Consider the following 16,038-nt stretch of genomic DNA (forward strand, 5'->3'; position numbering starts at 1 on the left):
ATTATCTTAGCACAAATAACCAACAACACCCAACCTGATGAAAATAATAAAGTACCTCCTTTTCCTTATCCTAATTGTACTTATTGGGGGCGCCATCTATTTTGGTACAAAAGATGGCAGTTTTGATGTAGCTGAAACGAAAGTAATCGATGCTCCTGCTGAAGTAGTCTATAACAATGTAAAAGATTACCGAAACTGGGAAGAATGGGGTCCTTGGATGAAGATTGATTCGTCCATTGTGATCAATTATGCCGAAAAGACCGAAGGAGAAGGCGCTTCTTATTCTTGGAGCAGTGACCATGTAGAAGTGGGCGACGGCGCCATGAAAACCATAAAAGTCATTCCTAATAAAGAGATCGACCAAACGATCACATTCAACACTCCCATTGGCGACAGCAAAAGTGATGTCTATTGGCGGTTTGAAGAAACAGAAACCCCGGGGCAATCTAAAGTTACTTGGGGAATGCGTGGGGAGCAATCGTTTTTGGAAAAAGTATTTATGGCCTTTCAAGATGATGATATGGATACTGCTATAAAAACCATGTTTCAAAATGGTTTGAACGATCTTGAAGCAGTAGTTAAAGAGAGTATGGAAACCTTCAGTATCAATGTTGACGGCGTTACCCAATATGGCGGTGGTTATTATATGTACAATACCACGGCAGCCAAACAATCAGAAATAGGCGATAAAATGGGTCCGCTCTTGGGACAGGTAATGGGGTATATGCAAGATAATAATTTGGCGATGGCCGGACAACCCTTCACTATTTATAACACTATTGATGACGTTACCGGTACTGTTATCTTTTCGGCCGGGATCCCGGTGAAGGAAAAAGTGATTACACCCGACGGCAGCCCTGTACTGTGCGGCTATATGGAGCCAGTAACTACTTTAAAGACCACCCTTAAAGGGAAATACGACTACCTTAGCAAAACATACGAAAAAGCCATGGCCTATATGGCTGAAAATAATCTACAGCCCCACCCGACTGCAAAGATGTTTGAGGTCTATAGAACAGATCCGGGCGAAGTTCCAAATCCGGCTCATTGGGTAACAGAGGTCTATATACCTATTGTGAATCCTGTGGTTACTGAAAATGAATAAATGAAACATCTGCTCTTAGTATTCTTAGGAGGTGGACTGGGCAGTTCGCTTCGCTATTGGATTGGGACATGGCTTACTTCCGAAAAAAATGGGTTTCCTATGGGCACCTTCGCTGTAAACATAACAGGCAGCCTTCTCATTGGAATTATATTAGGCTTCGCCTTGAAGAACAATTCACTTTCACAAAACACTGTACTTTTCTTGGCTACCGGATTTTGCGGGGGTTTTACTACTTTTTCGGCATTTGCATACGAAAATCATGTTTTTCTGAAGTCGGGTGATCTTGTGAGCTTCGCGTGGTACACGCTCGCTAGCTTGATTATTGGTTTTGCAGCAGTTTTCTTCGGAATGTGGATAGTAAAACTATTTTAAAGATGCTTTACATCTTTTACACCTGCCTCAATTCGAATCTGTAGATCGTTCTCCTTGGGTGGAATGGGACAGGAATACCGCTTGTTGTAGGCGCAATACGGATTGTATAGTTTGTTAAAGTCCAACACTATTGAGTCTCCTTTCGGAATACGCGTATCCAGAAATCGTCCCCCGCCGTACGAACCGTCACCGCTGGTTAAATCGGTCAAAGGAAGGAAGAGATAGTCTTCATACCCTGCCTCCTTTTCGAGATTGGTACTTTGATAGAGTGACAATACCAAATTTTTTCCTTCCAATTGAAAATGCGCCTCGCCGTATTTCACATATTCCGGGAGCCGAGTGGTAGTTGTTGGCATAAAGAAAGGCTTTTCGTCCGGAGTACGCACAAAACGGGCCGTAACACGATAGGTTAGGTCTATGGGATAGAAGTCCAAACCATTAAAATGTCGCAGATCTTTGGGTTCTAATATGGTTGTTTCAGGGTTGCTGAAACGCTCATTCTCTGTTTTTCTGTAGCTTTCTATTTCGGCTATTAAGCTAGTATCGGTCTGAGCTAGGAGACTACTTCCGAAGCAACAGAGCACGAAAAGAATTCGAAGACTCATAAGGTTAGGTTTCCGTAAATATAAAAGGAAAGTTCGTGACCCGAAGCGAAACCAATTCATTTTTTTACTACATTTGTTTCAATCGCATAGCAAAAATGAAAACCAGAACATACATCATTTCACAACCTTGTGTCGTTTCACAACTGAAACCCAGGCGATGTATGTAGTTATTATAGCGAAATAAATTTATTCAATATAAAAACGTCCCGCCTTCGAGCGGGACGTTTTACTTTTATACGACCACCAACCAATGAAAAAACTTTATACAAATTACCTAAGCAATTTTCGGGGACTCTCGAAAGAAATATGGTTGCTATCCTTAGTAACATTTATTAATCGTGCAGGCGCGATGGTCATTCCCTTCTTGTCTTTGTACTTGGTAAATTCCAAAGGATTCACCCTGCCGCAGGTAGGTTGGATCATGACCAGCTTTGGTCTTGGCTCCCTTACGGGAACATGGATAGGTGGAAAACTCACTGATACGATAGGCTTCTATAAGGTGATCGTTAGTAGCCTGCTTCTGGGAGGCATTGGCTTTGTGTTCCTTCAGTTTATAGAAACGTTCTACGGATTTTGTTTAGGAATCTTCGTACTCATTCTATTGGCAGATGCATATCGTCCCGCGATATTCGTAGCGGCAGACACCTATAGCAAACCAGGCAATGTCACCCGAAGTATAACCCTCATCCGATTAGCGATCAACCTTGGTTTCTCTATTGGACCTTTGATTGGCGGGATCATTATAGCAAATATCAATTATGCGTCTCTTTTCTGGATCGACGGAATTACGTGCGTGGTGGCCGGAATGGGTCTTTTCGTTTGGCTAAAACCCAAAAAACCAACGGTTACGAATACCGAACCTGTTTTAAAACACAAAGAAGGCGTAGCACCTTATCGCAACGGACTCTTTATGCTTTTCTTTATTATCATGGTTGCGAATAGCATCACTTTTGTACAATACTTTAGTGTAATGCCTATCTACTATGAAAAAGCACATTTCCTAACCGAAGATCTTATAGGTTGGCTGTTCTTTATCAATGGTGCCGTGATCGTGATCTTTGAAATGCCGCTCATTACTTGGCTGGAACGAAGAAAACTTTCCAAAACCATGGCGACATTCTGGGGTATCTTCTTTTTGGCACTGAGTTTTATTGTTTTAAACCTAACGTCTTGGAGCGGTATTTTGGTAATCGCCATGTTACTTATGACATTGGGTGAGATGATAGGCTCTCCCTTTTCGAATGCGCTGGCCTTAGAAATGGCACCTAAAGGAAGAAAAGGAAGTTATATGGGACTCTATAGCATGAGCTTCTCCATTTCCCATATTATTGGTCATAATAGCGGTATGAACATGGTAAATAGTTTAGGATTCGACGCCACCTGGTATTATATTTTCGCCTTCTTGGTGATCATTTCGATACTAACTTTGTGGTTGGCACAATTGCTGAAAAAATCGACTACTTTTGCTTCTGCTTAATTGAAAGATATGAAGAAGATAGGTCTATGCTTGTTGTTTTTGCTGTGCTTCGGAATGGCTTCCTGTGGAAAAACTGATTCTGAAAAGGAAAAAGAAGGTACCCGATTGGATCCTTCAGAAGCGACCCAAGAATCCCTTCCGAAGCTGCCATCAAAAAGATATAATGTCGCATTTTTAATCATGGACGGTGTCTACAACACCGAACTTACGGCTCCGTATGATATTTTTCAACATACTGTGTTCCGTGAGAATATAAAACCTATGCATGTTTTTACCGTAGCAAACACAAAGGAGCCAATTACGACGTTCGAAGGACTTCGCATCCTTCCCGATTTCAACTATGTAAGAGACAGCATTCCGCCCATTGATATTTTGGTAGTTCCCAGCGCCGAACATCATTTGGACCACGATCTGGAAGACGAAGTGATGATCGCCTTTTTACAGGAAGCCTCAAAAAACGCCCGATTTGTGACATCGCATTGCGACGGAGCCTTTGTATTGGCAAAAGCAGGTCTTTTAGATCAAGTAGTTTCAACCACTTTTCCCAGTGATGTCGACACTATGCGCAGCATGTTCCCGCAATTGGACATACGCAAGGATGTATTGTTTGTTCACGATGGAAAATACATCACATCGGCCGGCGGAGCGAAGAGTTTTGAAGCGGCATTGTACCTCTGCGAGTATTTGTATGGAAAAGAAATAGCCCGCTCATTAGCAAGCGGGCTTGTAATTGAATGGAACTTGGACAAGATTCCTCATATCATTATTAACCAATAAAATCTATTTACGAACGTCCTCGCGCTGTTCTTTTAACTGAATGCGTTTGATCTTTCTGGAAATAAGGACCGCATCAAGACAAGAGATCATAAGTCCCACAGCGGCGACCAAACAAATAAATCGAACAAAGGTAGCGCCCGGATATTCTAAACCTGTAAATCCGAGTACGCCACTTACAAGCGTTATGATAAGAAAATGTGTTGTGTAATTTTTCATGGCTGTTATTTTATTTTCCTCTAAAGTACATTACTTGTACAGCCTACAGTATTAAAGAACCCTTAATTGTCTTTAGTTTAACACATGCTAAGAAATCCTTAACGCGCCTAATGGATAGGCCGAATAGCATTGTTCGCAACAACGTGCGAAAGTACGATCTGAGTCTTCGTCTCTCCGTAACTTATAAGTTGATCGATAAAAGATTCTAAATGCTTTTGGTTCTTGAGAACAACTTCCATGACGATATTCTCATTCCCGGTAATTCTATAACAATTAAGGACTTCATCATAAGTTTTAACCTTTTCCAGAAAGGGTTTTAATTTTCCCATAAAAGCACGTAAAGTAATAATAGCTTTCAATTGGTATCCCGTCTCAAATGGCGAAACTACGGTCTTATAACCATGGATGATGCCCGCATCTTCCATTTTTCGTATGCGCTCGCTTACCGCCGGAGAACTAATCCCTACTTGTCTTCCAATATCTGCGTTCGACTGGCGGGCGTTGGTTTGTAAGCATTTCAAAATTTTCCAGCTTAATGTGTCTATTTGCATTTATATAAAAAAGGAGTTAAAAAAATTAATATTTAAAGCTAATATACAATTTTACTTTATTTTTTAAAGATGAAAGTCTTGATTTGTGCTTAAATTTGGGTGTTTTGTGAAACCCCACGCATACGTACAATGATACCACATATTCCACATGGTCTGCCGCAATCGCCTATCTATAAGAAGGCTATGGAAATATTTATGCTTTCAAGACATATTTCCAATTACTTGGTACATGATTTATCGGGATTAGGGCCCCATGGAGAAGAAGATCCCTCTATATATTTTACGGGAGATATCGTGCAACAATCGGTATCATTGGCTCCGGAAATCCTAAAGGCAGAACGGCAAACCTTTTCTGAAGAAAAGCACAAGTATGCTGCTTCGGTGAATCGATTGGCGAATGCCCTGTATAAAAATTGCGAGCGTTTAGAAGGGGCCAACAGCAATGGGAAGGAATTTTTACCAATCCTTCGAACTGAGTTGAAAAAATTCAGAAAGTTGCAGCGCAGCTGGTTATTGACCTTATAGGCTGTTATTTCAATTCGATCATTTTCAAAACAATTAAAAATGTATCTGCCTTACAATCGTTCCAACAGTTTTTGAAACTTCGGATCTTGATGGTATTTTTTAAATTCCGCAGTAGAAAGGACACGTTCTTTTGCTGTAAACCCTTTAGCAACAGCGAGGGCGAGATACTTTAATGTCTTGTCCAAATTATTTTGCAAAGCATAATCTCGGGCAAGCTGAAAATAGGGATAGGACTGTTCGGGCAATAGCAACACTCTTAGATGATGACAATAAAGTGCTTTAGACACGGCGAGGTTTCTCAACGCTTCCTCTCCTGTCTCATAAGTAACCGCATTCATGGCGTTAATAATTCGCTCCCCCATTTTTTGAAAGGCCGGATCGGGGGACTTTATATAGATCTTTTTTATTTTCTGAAATTCTTCAACCCACCATATTGTATCGGTCATGGTAGCATTATTGTTCAATTCTGAAAAAAAACGCATTTCGAAGCGCTCACGAATTTTTTCTTCTTCCTTTTTAATTTTTTCGTTCTTACTAACGGCAATTTTAAACGCCTTCTCCTTCCGAAGCCTTTTTATTGTAAGACGAACCGTATCGAGATTAAAGTAAGGACGAAACATACGCAAAACTCGATCGTATTCATTTACGGCCGCCAGAGGCGCTCCTTTCCTTTCGAATTGAAGACCCGCCTGGTAATTTCTATGCAATGCTGCCAACATCACTGTATCCTTCATCCTAAATTTATTAGATAACACGTCTTGAAGTTCCAACCAGTCGAATGCACGCAGGACAATTTCTGAAGAAGGCCAACGATGTTCCCCCTCAAAAGTAAGTATCTCATTATTAATCCCGAATTTGCTGAAGAGAGCACCCACCCTAAATAATTCTTGAAAATTCATATCCCGGTCTCCCACGATTCCCACATAAGAGAACTTTCGGGTCATTGTAGGGATCTGTAAAGCATTTGGAGAGAACCCGGAGCCACAGGAGACCACTCCGGCAATCTTACCGGTCATCACTGCAATTGTGGTCGCTAAACGTGCCCCTCCCGAAAATCCGGAAAGGTACACGCGCTGTTCGTCTATGGTAAATGTTTGAAAGATGGTGGCAAACAATCGGTTTACGACTGCAATGTTTCTTTCATAGGGTCCGTTTCGGGAGTCATTGGAACAAACCAAAATATGACCATAAGTTTCAGAAGCCTTCAGAAAGGGGTGGATACCTGTACGTCCTCTGCCGACGGGATCGAAGATAAAGATGATCGAACTTGGGTTTTCTTCAGTATACGATGTCGGTATATATAAAGCGTACGTTTCCTTCGATTCCATCACGGGCAATGAGTCTAGTATTTGTCCGCGTTCAAAACGTAGGTTTTGCGCTACTAAGATGTTCCCACAGCCCCAAGACAAAAGAAAGAATAGCAGCGAGAGATAGGAGAAAAGATTCATGACCGTATGCTTACAATACTTCAGTCTAAAGGTAAGGAAAAGTACAAGGTTTTTATTATATCTTATAAAAGAGGGCCGAAAGAAACTTTCGGTAAGCCCTTCACATCCTTTTTTTCGAAATAAGCAGGTTCTCTGTTTACATATTGCGACGGTATTGACCACCCACTTCAAAAAGAGCCGCAGTGATTTGCCCTAAAGAGCAAACCTTAGTGGCTTCCATGAGCTGTTCGAACATATTCTCATTGTGAATGGCCGCATGTTGGATCCTTTCAATGGATTCATGGGCTTTGTCTTGGTACATCCTATGCAGGTTTTGAAGGGTTTGTATCTGCGCTTGTTTCTCCTCTTCTGTTGCCCGAATCACTTCAGCAGGCAAGACTGTTGGTGATCCCTTACTGCTTAAAAAAGTATTCACTCCTATTATTGGGAATTCGCCATTATGTTTCAAGGTTTCATAGTATAAACTTTCCTCCTGGATCTTGCTACGCTGGTACATGGTCTCCATAGCGCCTAAAACCCCCCCTCTTTCGGTAATTCTATCAAATTCTTGAAGCACGGCCTCTTCCACGAGATCTGTAAGTTCTTCAATAATAAAAGAGCCTTGTATAGGATTCTCGTTCTTCGCCAAGCCTAATTCCTTATTGATAATAAGTTGAATGGCCATCGCACGTCGCACACTCTCTTCGGTAGGCGTTGTGATCGCTTCATCGTAGGCGTTGGTATGTAAGGAATTACAATTATCGTAGATAGCATATAACGCCTGTAAAGTCGTTCGGATATCATTGAAGTCGATCTCTTGTGCATGTAAAGAGCGGCCGGAGGTTTGAATGTGGTATTTCAACATTTGAGCTCTAGGGTTCGCTCCGTATTTATCACGCAATGCTTTCGCCCAGATCTTGCGTGCCACTCGGCCAATTACCGCATATTCGGGATCGATTCCATTACTGAAAAAGAATGAAAGATTCGGGCCAAACTCGTTGATATCCATTCCACGAGAAAGATAGTACTCCACGTAAGTAAAGCCGTTAGCGAGGGTAAAAGCCAATTGAGTGATTGGATTTGCACCTGCTTCGGCGATATGATATCCACTAATGGAGACCGAATAGAAGTTCCTTACTTTCTTCTCTATAAAATACTCTTGAACGTCACCCATTAACCGCAGTGCAAATTCAGTTGAAAAGATACAGGTGTTTTGCGCCTGATCTTCTTTGAGGATATCTGCCTGAACGGTTCCTCGAACCTGCTGTAGCGTTTCAGTTTTAATCTTATTGTAAACATCTTCCGGCAATACTTGATCTCCAGTTACACCTAGAAGCATTAGTCCTAAGCCATTATTACTTTCAGGAAGTTCACCTAAATATGTAGGACGATCAATACCTTTTTCTGAATAGATCTTCCGGATCTTGTCCTCCACATCCTTTTCCATTGCGTGCTCAATGATATACTTCTCACAGTTCTGATCGATGGCTGCATTCATGAAAAAGCTCAATAACATGGGTGCCGGACCATTAATGGTCATACTCACCGAAGTCATGGCGTGACTTAGATCAAAACCGGAATACAATTTCTTAGCATCATCCAAACAACAAATAGACACCCCGGCATTTCCTATCTTTCCATAGATATCCGGGCGATGGTGCGGGTCGTTACCGTATAAGGTAACACTATCGAAAGCTGTTGACAGACGTTTAGCGGGCATACCGGCATAATGGAATCTGCGATTTGTACGTTCCGGTCCTCCTTCACCGGCGAACATACGGGCGGGGTCTTCACCGGTTCTCTTGAACGGGTATAATCCCGCAGTATAAGGGAATTCCCCCGGTACATTCTCTTGAAGGGTCCAACGTAAAATATCTCCCCATGCCTGATACTTCGGCAATGCTACTTTTGGGATTTGGCTTTTTGAAAGTGATTGAGTGTGTGTATTGATATTGATCTCCTTACCACGAACTTTAAAAGTATACACCGGCGATTTATAACGGTTCACCTTTTCGTCCCATCCGGTGATCATTTCCCAATTGTAAGGATCTAAATCCATTTTCACACGGTCGAATTCCGATCGCAACAGAGTGATGAAATCTTGATTCTTATCGGACTTCTCTTTTTGGAAAACATCCTCATCAAGACCATGCTTTGTTAATTTAATGGAGGTATTGGTAACAGACTCTAAAGTTTTATGGATCCCATATAACTTTTGAGCTACTTCGGTCTGCTCTATTGCTTTTTTATCGTACCCTCTGTTATTCTCTGCTATTTCAGAAAGATAACGTGTTCTAGCGGGAGGGATCACAAAGATCTTTTCGGACATCTCATCGCTAATTTCATAGGTACTTTTAAGATCAACCTTCGTTTTCTCTACAATAGTATCCATAATAGCTTTGTAGAGTTTGTTCATACCCGGATCGTTGAATTGTGAGGCGATTGTTCCAAATACCGGCAAATCTTGCTCGGGAGTTTCCCATAATTGATGGTTTCTAACGTACTGTTTCTTTACATCCCTAAGCGCATCCAAGGATCCGCGTTTATCGAATTTATTAATAGCAACCAGATCGGCAAAATCGAGCATGTCGATCTTCTCGAGTTGCGTGGCGGCACCAAACTCCGGTGTCATAACATATAAAGACAGGTCACTGTGGTCAAGAATTTCGGTATCGCTTTGACCAATTCCTGAGGTTTCTAGAATTATGAGATCATACGCTGCTGCTTTAAGGACCTCAATAGCTTCAGAAACATGTTTAGACAAAGCCAAATTGCTTTGGCGCGTTGCAAGACTGCGCATATATACTCTGGGTGAATTGATGGCATTCATTCGAATTCTATCACCCAACAAGGCACCTCCGGTTTTACGTTTCGATGGATCCACAGAGATCAAACCAATGGTCTTTTCAGGGAAATCGATAAGAAATCGTCTCACAAGCTCATCTACCAACGATGATTTTCCTGCACCGCCCGTTCCTGTGATCCCCAAAACTGGCGTAGTGATTTTTTCATTCTTTTTATGAATTTTTTGAAGGGATTCTTTCGCTACTTCCGGAAAGTTTTCAGCAGCAGAGATCACGCGGGCAATAGCACCCGGATCCTTTTTACTCAATTTATCTACTTCGCCATTAAGTTGATCACCAATAGGGAAATCGGCCGTCTTGACAAGATCATTAATCATTCCTTGCAATCCCATTTCACGGCCGTCGTCCGGAGAATAAATGCGTGTGATGCCATAATCCATCAAGTCCTTAATTTCAGCCGGGAGGATAACACCGCCCCCACCTCCGAAGATCTTTATATGATCGGCTCCTTTTTCCTTCAACAGGTCGTACATATACTTAAAATATTCATTGTGCCCTCCCTGATACGAAGTCATTGCAATGGCATTCGCATCCTCTTGAATAGCTGTGTTAACTACTTCCTCGACACTTCGGTCATGACCCAAATGAATCACTTCCACGCCTGTAGACTGTATTATTCGTCGCATGATATTGATGGCAGCATCGTGCCCGTCGAATAAAGAAGCGGCAGTTACAATTCGAACCTTATTTTTTGGAATATAGGGAGTTGATTGTTGCATAGATATTTATTGCTATGAATGAGCTTACAAATTTACGAAAAACACAGTGAAATTAGCCTTTAACAAATTAAAATACTATCCTAAAAAAATGTAAATTTTTGTTGTCCTAATAAAATATTTTGTATATTGGCACTTCAATATTAAACAACAAAATAATAAACATTATGAAAAAAATTTACTTTTTTGCAATCGTAGCCTTTGTATTTTCTATGGCCCCTGCAAACGCTCAGTTTGTGGATGACATTGAAACATATAATCTTGGTCCTTTATTTACTCCAAGATGGACTACATGGGACGGAACTAATACCAATAACCAAAATGCCATTGTGAGCGATGCTCAAGCATTCGATGGATCTCAGTCGATCTTCATTGGGCCAGCTTCTCTAGGTCCTCAAGATGCAGTACTTGATTTCGGAGGCGTTGCAACTTCCGGTGTATGGACCGTATTCTGGAGAATGTATGTTCCTTCTGGAAGCACAGGTTATTTCAACCTTCAAGGAAATGTATCTCCTAGCGCTAATGACAACCTACAGTTTTTATCAGGTAACATCACATTAGTTGCCGGAACGTTAGCTGATGATGGTGGAAGTTCTGCGCTTAGTTATCCAGAAGATGAGTGGTTTACAATGAGAGCTGAAGTGGATGTTGACGCTGAAACGTATGAGTTGGTTGTAAACGGTGCTAGCGGTGGTGTAGTTGGTTACACTGGTGCTGACTTCTTTGGTGGTGTTGACTTTTTCTCAGACTCAGAGACAAATACTTACTTCGTTGATGATGTAAGACTTGTTCAAGGAGTTCTTGGAGTTGATGATTTCTCTGCTGATGTATTCAGTGTTTATCCAAACCCTGTTAAAGATGTATTGAACATTAGTTCTAAAGCTGCCGTTGATACTGTAGTGGTGTTTGATGTATTAGGAAAGAAAGTTCTTGAGGTTCGCCCAGGATCTGTTTCTCCAAAAATCAACATGAGTAACTTATCATCCGGAGCTTATTTAGTACAGGTTACTATTGATGGTGCTTCTAAGACGATCAAAGTTATCAAGTAATTAAATACTTTTTAAGTATTACTGAAAGACCCTTCGTTATGAAGGGTCTTTTTTTATCTTTAAATTAAACCTTATATTATGTCCTTTTTTAAGAAATCCTTATTAGTAATTTCATTGTTTATCCTTAGCGCCTGTGCCGAGCTTCAGAATGTAGTAAATACATTACCCGGCGGAGGAATTGGTACCGACCCAACGATGATTGCCAATGGTTTGAGACAGGCTTTGGATTTCGGTATCGATAAACAAGTGACCAAATTGACACAAAAAGATGGTTTCTATAAAAATCAATTAGTCAAAATATTACTGCCCCAAGAATTACAAAAAGTTGACAAAGCATTGCGAGATCTGGGCTTAGACAATTTGGCCGATCAAGGCTTATTGCTCTTAAATCGCGCCGCAGAAGACGCAGTAAAAGAAGCTACGCCAATCTTTGTAACTGCTGTAAAGGAAATTACATTCAATGACGCAAAGAATATTTTATTAGGTCCGGATAATGCAGCCACTTCCTATCTTGAAGGCAAAACCAATCAAGCATTATATGCTAAGTTCAATCCTGTGATCAAGAACTCATTTTCAAAAGTAGGAGCCGATGACATCTGGACATCGATCATCACTCGGTATAATAACATTCCGTTTGTAAACCAAGTGAACCCGGATCTTACCGATTATGTTACAAATCAGGCTTTGGATGGCGTTTATAAGATGATAAGCATTGAAGAAAAAAATATTCGAACCAAAATAAGCGCACGTACAACACCCCTCCTTAGACAAGTTTTTGCGCTTCAGGATTAGCAGAAACGTTAAGGTTTTAACGCTATTACTAGCTATCAATCCCTAATTATGATAGTATTAACCTATCCTTAATACATCTTTTCTATTGTCTCTATTAATTTTGTACCGTAATGTAGATGGAAAGATGAATTTATTCAGAAAAAAAACAAGATTAGAAAGACTTAAAGAGAGATATCGCTCATTAATGAAAAGATCATTCCGTAGCGCACTGAATGATAAAGCACAAAGTGACCGGCTACATCAAGAAGCCGATAAAGTCTTTGAAGAGATTCAATATATCACCCTAAAATATGGTGATAAATAACCAATGTAACTTTTTAAAGTATTGGAACGCATTCCGCAATCGCGAACCGTACCAACTAAAATATTCTCCATCCACCAATAACACTTCTCCCGGAAGTGTTTTTTTTAGCTCAATGACATCGCTTTGTTTAAATGGAAAAGGTTCGGATGAAAGTAAGATCAATTCGGCATCATGAAGATCTTCCACTGTAATTTCCGGATATCTCGATTCTGCTTTCATAAAGATATTCTGAAACTTGTTGATGGACAGCAGCGAATTTATGAACGTACTTCCACCTACTGCCATATACGGGTTTTTCCAAATTAAATAAGCGACCTTTTTAAACTCTACATGCTGAAGGAATTTTGAAAATTTATCTTGTTCCTCATTAATTTTCCTCGTTATTTCTGAAGCTCTTTCACTGCGATCAAATAACAATCCTAATGCATTTATCATATCATAAGAATCTTCCAACGTAACAATATCACTCACCCATACCGGAGCAATATCATTTAACTCATGGACCATGTCCCGGGTATTTTCCTCCTTATTACAGATTATAATATCGGGGGAAAGGGATCTAATTTTATCGAAATGCACTTGTTTTGTCCCACCTACTATCGCAACTGAATCGCGGAGTGTTTTGGGGTGCACACAAAATTTGGTGATCCCAACAAGTTGGTCTTTAAGCTGAAGGTCTACAAGCAATTCCGTTTGGGAAGGAACTAGTGATATAATTCGCTTTGGTGCTTCTGTAAATAGGAGTTCTCTATGAAGTTGATCTCTAACGCGCATTTAGCACCTGTTCCATTTCAAGCTGTAATGCTGCGGCTTGAGAAGTAGCAGCCGATGCGAAATCCTTTCCATCAGAAGCATAGATAATACTTCTAGAAGCATTAATAAGCAATCCAACTGTTTCGTTCAATCCATATTCGCATACTTCCAAAAGGCTACCGCCCTGGGCTCCTACGCCGGGAACAAGCAAAAAACTGTCAGGAACTATCTTACGAATATCAGCTAGGAAACTTGCTTTTGTAGCACCTACGACATACATTAGATTTTGAGCATTTTTCCACGTTTTTGAAGTCTCCAATACTCGCTTATAGAGTTCTAATTCGTCTAAGGATTTTGTTTGAAAATCAAAAGCCCCCGGATTGGATGTAAGCGCCAACAATATGGTGTGCCTATCATGAAATTCTAAAAAAGGTTCCACAGAATCCTTACCCATGTAGGGTGCAACCGTCACCGAATCGAAGCCAAGGTTTTCAAAGAAAGCCTTTGCATACATAGAAGAAGTATTCCCTATATCACCACGTTTCGCATCTGCGATGGTAAATACTTCCGGATAACGGTCATTGAGATATTCAATGGTCTTTTGTAGTGATGTCCACCCTGCCAACCCCTCAGCTTCATAGAATGCAGTGTTGGGCTTATAGGCGACCGCTAAATGTTGTGTAGCATCAATTATTGCTTTATTAAAACTGAAAATAGGATCTTCTTCCCTCAAAAGGTGTTGGGGAATTTTATTAATATCGCTATCCAGTCCTATACAAAGGAATGACTTTTTTCGATTTATCTCGGAAACAAGTTGCTGTGTGGTCATTTAAAAGGCTTCTCCCGATTCTTTTAATTTTTCGGTATTACTTACTAATTGTAATTCATCAATGATCCTTTGAACGTCTCCATCGATAATATTACTTAAGTCGTATAAGGTAAGGTTAATTCGATGATCGGTGACACGACCTTGGGGATAGTTATACGTTCTAATTTTTGCACTTCGATCACCACTGGTTACCATAGAGCCACGTTTTGCAGCATCTTCAGCCTGCTTCTTAGCCAGCTCCATATCGTAAAGTCTTGAGCGTAACACTTTAAAAGCCTTTTCTTTATTCTTATGTTGCGATTTTTGATCTTGGCATTGGGCTACCAAGCCCGTGGGAAGGTGTGTTAAACGCACGGCCGAATAGGTTGTATTTACCGATTGCCCGCCCGGACCCGAAGAACAGAAAAAATCAACTCTTACTTCCTTCGGATCGATTTCCACATCAAATTCTTCGGCTTCAGGAAAAACCATAACTGTAGCAGCGCTCGTATGCACACGCCCTTGTGTTTCCGTTTGAGGCACGCGCTGTACGCGATGTACCCCTGCTTCAAACTTTAGGGTTCCATAAACATCTTCCCCCTCGATCTCGAATTGGATCTCTTTAAACCCACCACTGGTTCCTTCACTAAAGTCTACAACGCTGGTCCGCCATCCTTTGCTCTCACAATATTTTGAATACATTCTGAAGAGATCTCCCGCAAATATACTTGCTTCGTCACCTCCGGTACCCGCACGAATCTCCATAACAGCATTCTTAGCATCTTCAGGGTCCTTTGGCACCAACAGAAACTTGATCTCTTCTTCCAGTTTAGGTATTCGCTCCTTCGCATCTTCCATCTCCATTTTGGCCATGTCTACCATTTCGGGATCGCTGCCATCTGCAATGATCTCCTCGGCTTCTTTGATCGAATTGGTAAGCTGGATATATTCCTCGCGCTTATTCATAAGCAAACGAAGATCTTTATATTCTTTATTAAGCTGAATGTATTGCTTTTGATCGCTGATGACATCCGGCTGAATGATAAGATCACTCACTTCATCGAAGCGTTGTTTCACTATTTGAAGTTTTTCTAACATATTTCTTTATAAGCCTGCTACCTTTACTGATAGACAGCTGCAAATTTACGATAATTTCATCTAATTATTTTTATCGAACCTTGAAATGAATCGCGAGCAAAACCGACATTAGCAACATGCAGGAATTCAAAAAAATAGGCTTTGGAGGGGGATGCCATTGGTGCACTGAAGCCATCTTTCAGCAGCTGAACGGAGTTCACGATGTATTACAAGGGTACATTGCAGCGACAAATGAGTTTGCCAGCTATTCTGAAGGTGTGATTGTAACGTACAATCCAAAAGCTATTTCTCTTGCTCACTTAATAGAAGTACATCTCCATACGCACAAAGCTACTGTTTCCCATTCCTTCAGAAAAAAATACCGCAGTGCCATATACTATTTTGAAGAAGCGCAGGCGGCTATTTCTAAAGCGGCAATAGTGGATCTTCAGCGGCAATTTCAGAATCCAATTATAACCAAAGTCCTCCCGTTTAACCAATGTACTCCAAGCAGAAAATCCCTCCAAAACTATTATAAAAAGAACCCTACCGCTCCGTTTTGTGAACGTTATATACTTCCGAAACTAGTAGTATTGAAAGAAAAGTCGCTCTTAAAATAG

General features: G+C 40.8%; 17 protein-coding genes. 9 read left to right on the top strand and 8 right to left on the bottom strand.

Annotated features, from left to right (window positions below; genetic code table 11):
* Positions 1 to 37: 37 nt before the first annotated feature.
* Together AACZ11_RS00115 and crcB are read left to right on the top strand one after the other, a co-directional pair.
* On the top strand, positions 38 to 1,105 hold the full coding sequence (locus AACZ11_RS00115; protein ID WP_290625956.1) for an SRPBCC family protein: 1,068 nt from the start codon (positions 38 to 40) through the stop codon (positions 1,103 to 1,105).
* Positions 1,106 to 1,477 (top strand): fluoride efflux transporter CrcB, encoded by a 372-nt coding sequence (gene crcB, locus AACZ11_RS00120; protein WP_290625958.1) that lies wholly within the window; start codon positions 1,106 to 1,108, stop codon positions 1,475 to 1,477.
* Here the strand turns inward: crcB and AACZ11_RS00125 are convergent.
* The gene (locus tag AACZ11_RS00125) at positions 1,474 to 2,082 is read right to left on the bottom strand and encodes a DUF1684 domain-containing protein (RefSeq protein WP_290625960.1); all 609 of its coding nucleotides are present in this window, start codon (positions 2,080 to 2,082) and stop codon (positions 1,474 to 1,476) included. The genes crcB and AACZ11_RS00125 overlap by 4 nt on opposite strands.
* Before the next feature lie 250 nt (positions 2,083 to 2,332).
* Between AACZ11_RS00125 and AACZ11_RS00130 the strand changes: the two genes are divergently transcribed.
* Both AACZ11_RS00130 and AACZ11_RS00135 read left to right on the top strand, forming a co-directional pair.
* Positions 2,333 to 3,559 (top strand): MFS transporter, encoded by a 1,227-nt coding sequence (locus AACZ11_RS00130; protein WP_290625962.1) that lies wholly within the window; start codon positions 2,333 to 2,335, stop codon positions 3,557 to 3,559.
* A 9-nt stretch (positions 3,560 to 3,568) separates the two neighbouring features.
* Positions 3,569 to 4,336, top strand: coding sequence for a DJ-1/PfpI family protein (locus AACZ11_RS00135; RefSeq protein WP_290625964.1), 768 nt, complete (start codon positions 3,569 to 3,571; stop codon positions 4,334 to 4,336).
* Positions 4,337 to 4,339: 3 nt separating this feature from the next.
* On the opposite strand, the gene AACZ11_RS00140 is transcribed toward AACZ11_RS00135, so the two are convergent.
* Both AACZ11_RS00140 and AACZ11_RS00145 read right to left on the bottom strand, forming a co-directional pair.
* Positions 4,340 to 4,552: a hypothetical protein gene (locus AACZ11_RS00140; protein ID WP_290625966.1), complete on the bottom strand. Its 213-nt coding sequence runs from the start codon at positions 4,550 to 4,552 to the stop codon at positions 4,340 to 4,342.
* 107 nt (positions 4,553 to 4,659) lie between these two features.
* The gene (locus AACZ11_RS00145; RefSeq protein WP_290625968.1) at positions 4,660 to 5,103 is read right to left on the bottom strand and encodes an Lrp/AsnC family transcriptional regulator; all 444 of its coding nucleotides are present in this window, start codon (positions 5,101 to 5,103) and stop codon (positions 4,660 to 4,662) included.
* A gap of 129 nt (positions 5,104 to 5,232) precedes the next feature.
* Between AACZ11_RS00145 and AACZ11_RS00150 the strand changes: the two genes are divergently transcribed.
* A complete protein-coding gene (locus AACZ11_RS00150) occupies positions 5,233 to 5,628 on the top strand; it encodes a hypothetical protein (protein ID WP_290625970.1) in 396 nt (131 codons plus the stop codon).
* Between the two features lie 50 nt (positions 5,629 to 5,678).
* On the opposite strand, the gene AACZ11_RS00155 is transcribed toward AACZ11_RS00150, so the two are convergent.
* Both AACZ11_RS00155 and AACZ11_RS00160 read right to left on the bottom strand, forming a co-directional pair.
* Positions 5,679 to 7,076, bottom strand: coding sequence for a hypothetical protein (locus AACZ11_RS00155; protein ID WP_290625972.1), 1,398 nt, complete (start codon positions 7,074 to 7,076; stop codon positions 5,679 to 5,681).
* A 136-nt stretch (positions 7,077 to 7,212) separates the two neighbouring features.
* The gene (locus tag AACZ11_RS00160) at positions 7,213 to 10,638 is read right to left on the bottom strand and encodes a methylmalonyl-CoA mutase family protein (RefSeq protein WP_339831129.1); all 3,426 of its coding nucleotides are present in this window, start codon (positions 10,636 to 10,638) and stop codon (positions 7,213 to 7,215) included.
* A gap of 164 nt (positions 10,639 to 10,802) precedes the next feature.
* Between AACZ11_RS00160 and AACZ11_RS00165 the strand changes: the two genes are divergently transcribed.
* From AACZ11_RS00165 to AACZ11_RS00175, 3 genes are all read left to right on the top strand, one after another.
* Entirely contained in the window at positions 10,803 to 11,684 is an 882-nt protein-coding gene (locus AACZ11_RS00165; RefSeq protein ID WP_290628301.1) for a T9SS type A sorting domain-containing protein, read from the top strand.
* A gap of 78 nt (positions 11,685 to 11,762) precedes the next feature.
* The gene (locus AACZ11_RS00170; protein WP_290628303.1) at positions 11,763 to 12,476 is read left to right on the top strand and encodes a DUF4197 domain-containing protein; all 714 of its coding nucleotides are present in this window, start codon (positions 11,763 to 11,765) and stop codon (positions 12,474 to 12,476) included.
* A gap of 124 nt (positions 12,477 to 12,600) precedes the next feature.
* Positions 12,601 to 12,780, top strand: a complete 180-nt coding sequence (locus tag AACZ11_RS00175) for a Lacal_2735 family protein (protein ID WP_290628305.1) — start codon at positions 12,601 to 12,603, stop codon at positions 12,778 to 12,780.
* Here the strand turns inward: AACZ11_RS00175 and AACZ11_RS00180 are convergent.
* Genes AACZ11_RS00180 through prfA form a run of 3 tightly spaced genes read right to left on the bottom strand, consistent with a single transcriptional unit; the run spans position 12,760 to position 15,439 of the window.
* Entirely contained in the window at positions 12,760 to 13,554 is a 795-nt protein-coding gene (locus tag AACZ11_RS00180; protein ID WP_290628307.1) for a helical backbone metal receptor, read from the bottom strand. The genes AACZ11_RS00175 and AACZ11_RS00180 overlap by 21 nt on opposite strands.
* Positions 13,544 to 14,362 (bottom strand): orotidine-5'-phosphate decarboxylase, encoded by an 819-nt coding sequence (gene pyrF / locus AACZ11_RS00185; protein ID WP_290628309.1) that lies wholly within the window; start codon positions 14,360 to 14,362, stop codon positions 13,544 to 13,546. Before pyrF ends, AACZ11_RS00180 begins: the two co-directional genes overlap by 11 nt.
* On the bottom strand, positions 14,363 to 15,439 hold the full coding sequence (gene prfA / locus AACZ11_RS00190) for a peptide chain release factor 1 (RefSeq protein ID WP_290628311.1): 1,077 nt from the start codon (positions 15,437 to 15,439) through the stop codon (positions 14,363 to 14,365).
* A gap of 116 nt (positions 15,440 to 15,555) precedes the next feature.
* Here prfA and AACZ11_RS00195 point away from each other — a divergent pair, with 116 nt between their 5' ends.
* A complete protein-coding gene (locus AACZ11_RS00195) occupies positions 15,556 to 16,038 on the top strand; it encodes a peptide-methionine (S)-S-oxide reductase (RefSeq protein WP_290628313.1) in 483 nt (160 codons plus the stop codon).

Origin of the sequence: uncultured Altibacter sp., assembly GCF_963972995.1 — a bacterium.
Classification (GTDB): Bacteria; Bacteroidota; Bacteroidia; order Flavobacteriales; family Flavobacteriaceae; genus Altibacter.

Bases quoted from the DNA above. Each gene is read 5' to 3' on its own strand.
- AACZ11_RS00175 (WP_290628305.1), top strand. From the start codon at position 12,601: ATGAATTTATTCAGAAAAAAAACAAGATTAGAAAGACTTAAAGAGAGA.
- pyrF (WP_290628309.1), bottom strand. From the start codon at position 14,362: ATGACCACACAGCAACTTGTTTCCGAGATAAATCGAAAAAAGTCATTC.
- AACZ11_RS00170 (WP_290628303.1), top strand. From the start codon at position 11,763: ATGTCCTTTTTTAAGAAATCCTTATTAGTAATTTCATTGTTTATCCTT.
- AACZ11_RS00160 (WP_339831129.1), bottom strand. From the start codon at position 10,638: ATGCAACAATCAACTCCCTATATTCCAAAAAATAAGGTTCGAATTGTA.
- AACZ11_RS00140 (WP_290625966.1), bottom strand. From the start codon at position 4,552: ATGAAAAATTACACAACACATTTTCTTATCATAACGCTTGTAAGTGGC.
- prfA (WP_290628311.1), bottom strand. From the start codon at position 15,439: ATGTTAGAAAAACTTCAAATAGTGAAACAACGCTTCGATGAAGTGAGT.
- AACZ11_RS00150 (WP_290625970.1), top strand. From the start codon at position 5,233: ATGATACCACATATTCCACATGGTCTGCCGCAATCGCCTATCTATAAG.
- crcB (WP_290625958.1), top strand. From the start codon at position 1,106: ATGAAACATCTGCTCTTAGTATTCTTAGGAGGTGGACTGGGCAGTTCG.
- AACZ11_RS00195 (WP_290628313.1), top strand. From the start codon at position 15,556: ATGCAGGAATTCAAAAAAATAGGCTTTGGAGGGGGATGCCATTGGTGC.
- AACZ11_RS00155 (WP_290625972.1), bottom strand. From the start codon at position 7,076: ATGAATCTTTTCTCCTATCTCTCGCTGCTATTCTTTCTTTTGTCTTGG.
- AACZ11_RS00180 (WP_290628307.1), bottom strand. From the start codon at position 13,554: ATGCGCGTTAGAGATCAACTTCATAGAGAACTCCTATTTACAGAAGCA.
- AACZ11_RS00165 (WP_290628301.1), top strand. From the start codon at position 10,803: ATGAAAAAAATTTACTTTTTTGCAATCGTAGCCTTTGTATTTTCTATG.
- AACZ11_RS00125 (WP_290625960.1), bottom strand. From the start codon at position 2,082: ATGAGTCTTCGAATTCTTTTCGTGCTCTGTTGCTTCGGAAGTAGTCTC.
- AACZ11_RS00145 (WP_290625968.1), bottom strand. From the start codon at position 5,103: ATGCAAATAGACACATTAAGCTGGAAAATTTTGAAATGCTTACAAACC.
- AACZ11_RS00115 (WP_290625956.1), top strand. From the start codon at position 38: ATGAAAATAATAAAGTACCTCCTTTTCCTTATCCTAATTGTACTTATT.
- AACZ11_RS00135 (WP_290625964.1), top strand. From the start codon at position 3,569: ATGAAGAAGATAGGTCTATGCTTGTTGTTTTTGCTGTGCTTCGGAATG.
- AACZ11_RS00130 (WP_290625962.1), top strand. From the start codon at position 2,333: ATGAAAAAACTTTATACAAATTACCTAAGCAATTTTCGGGGACTCTCG.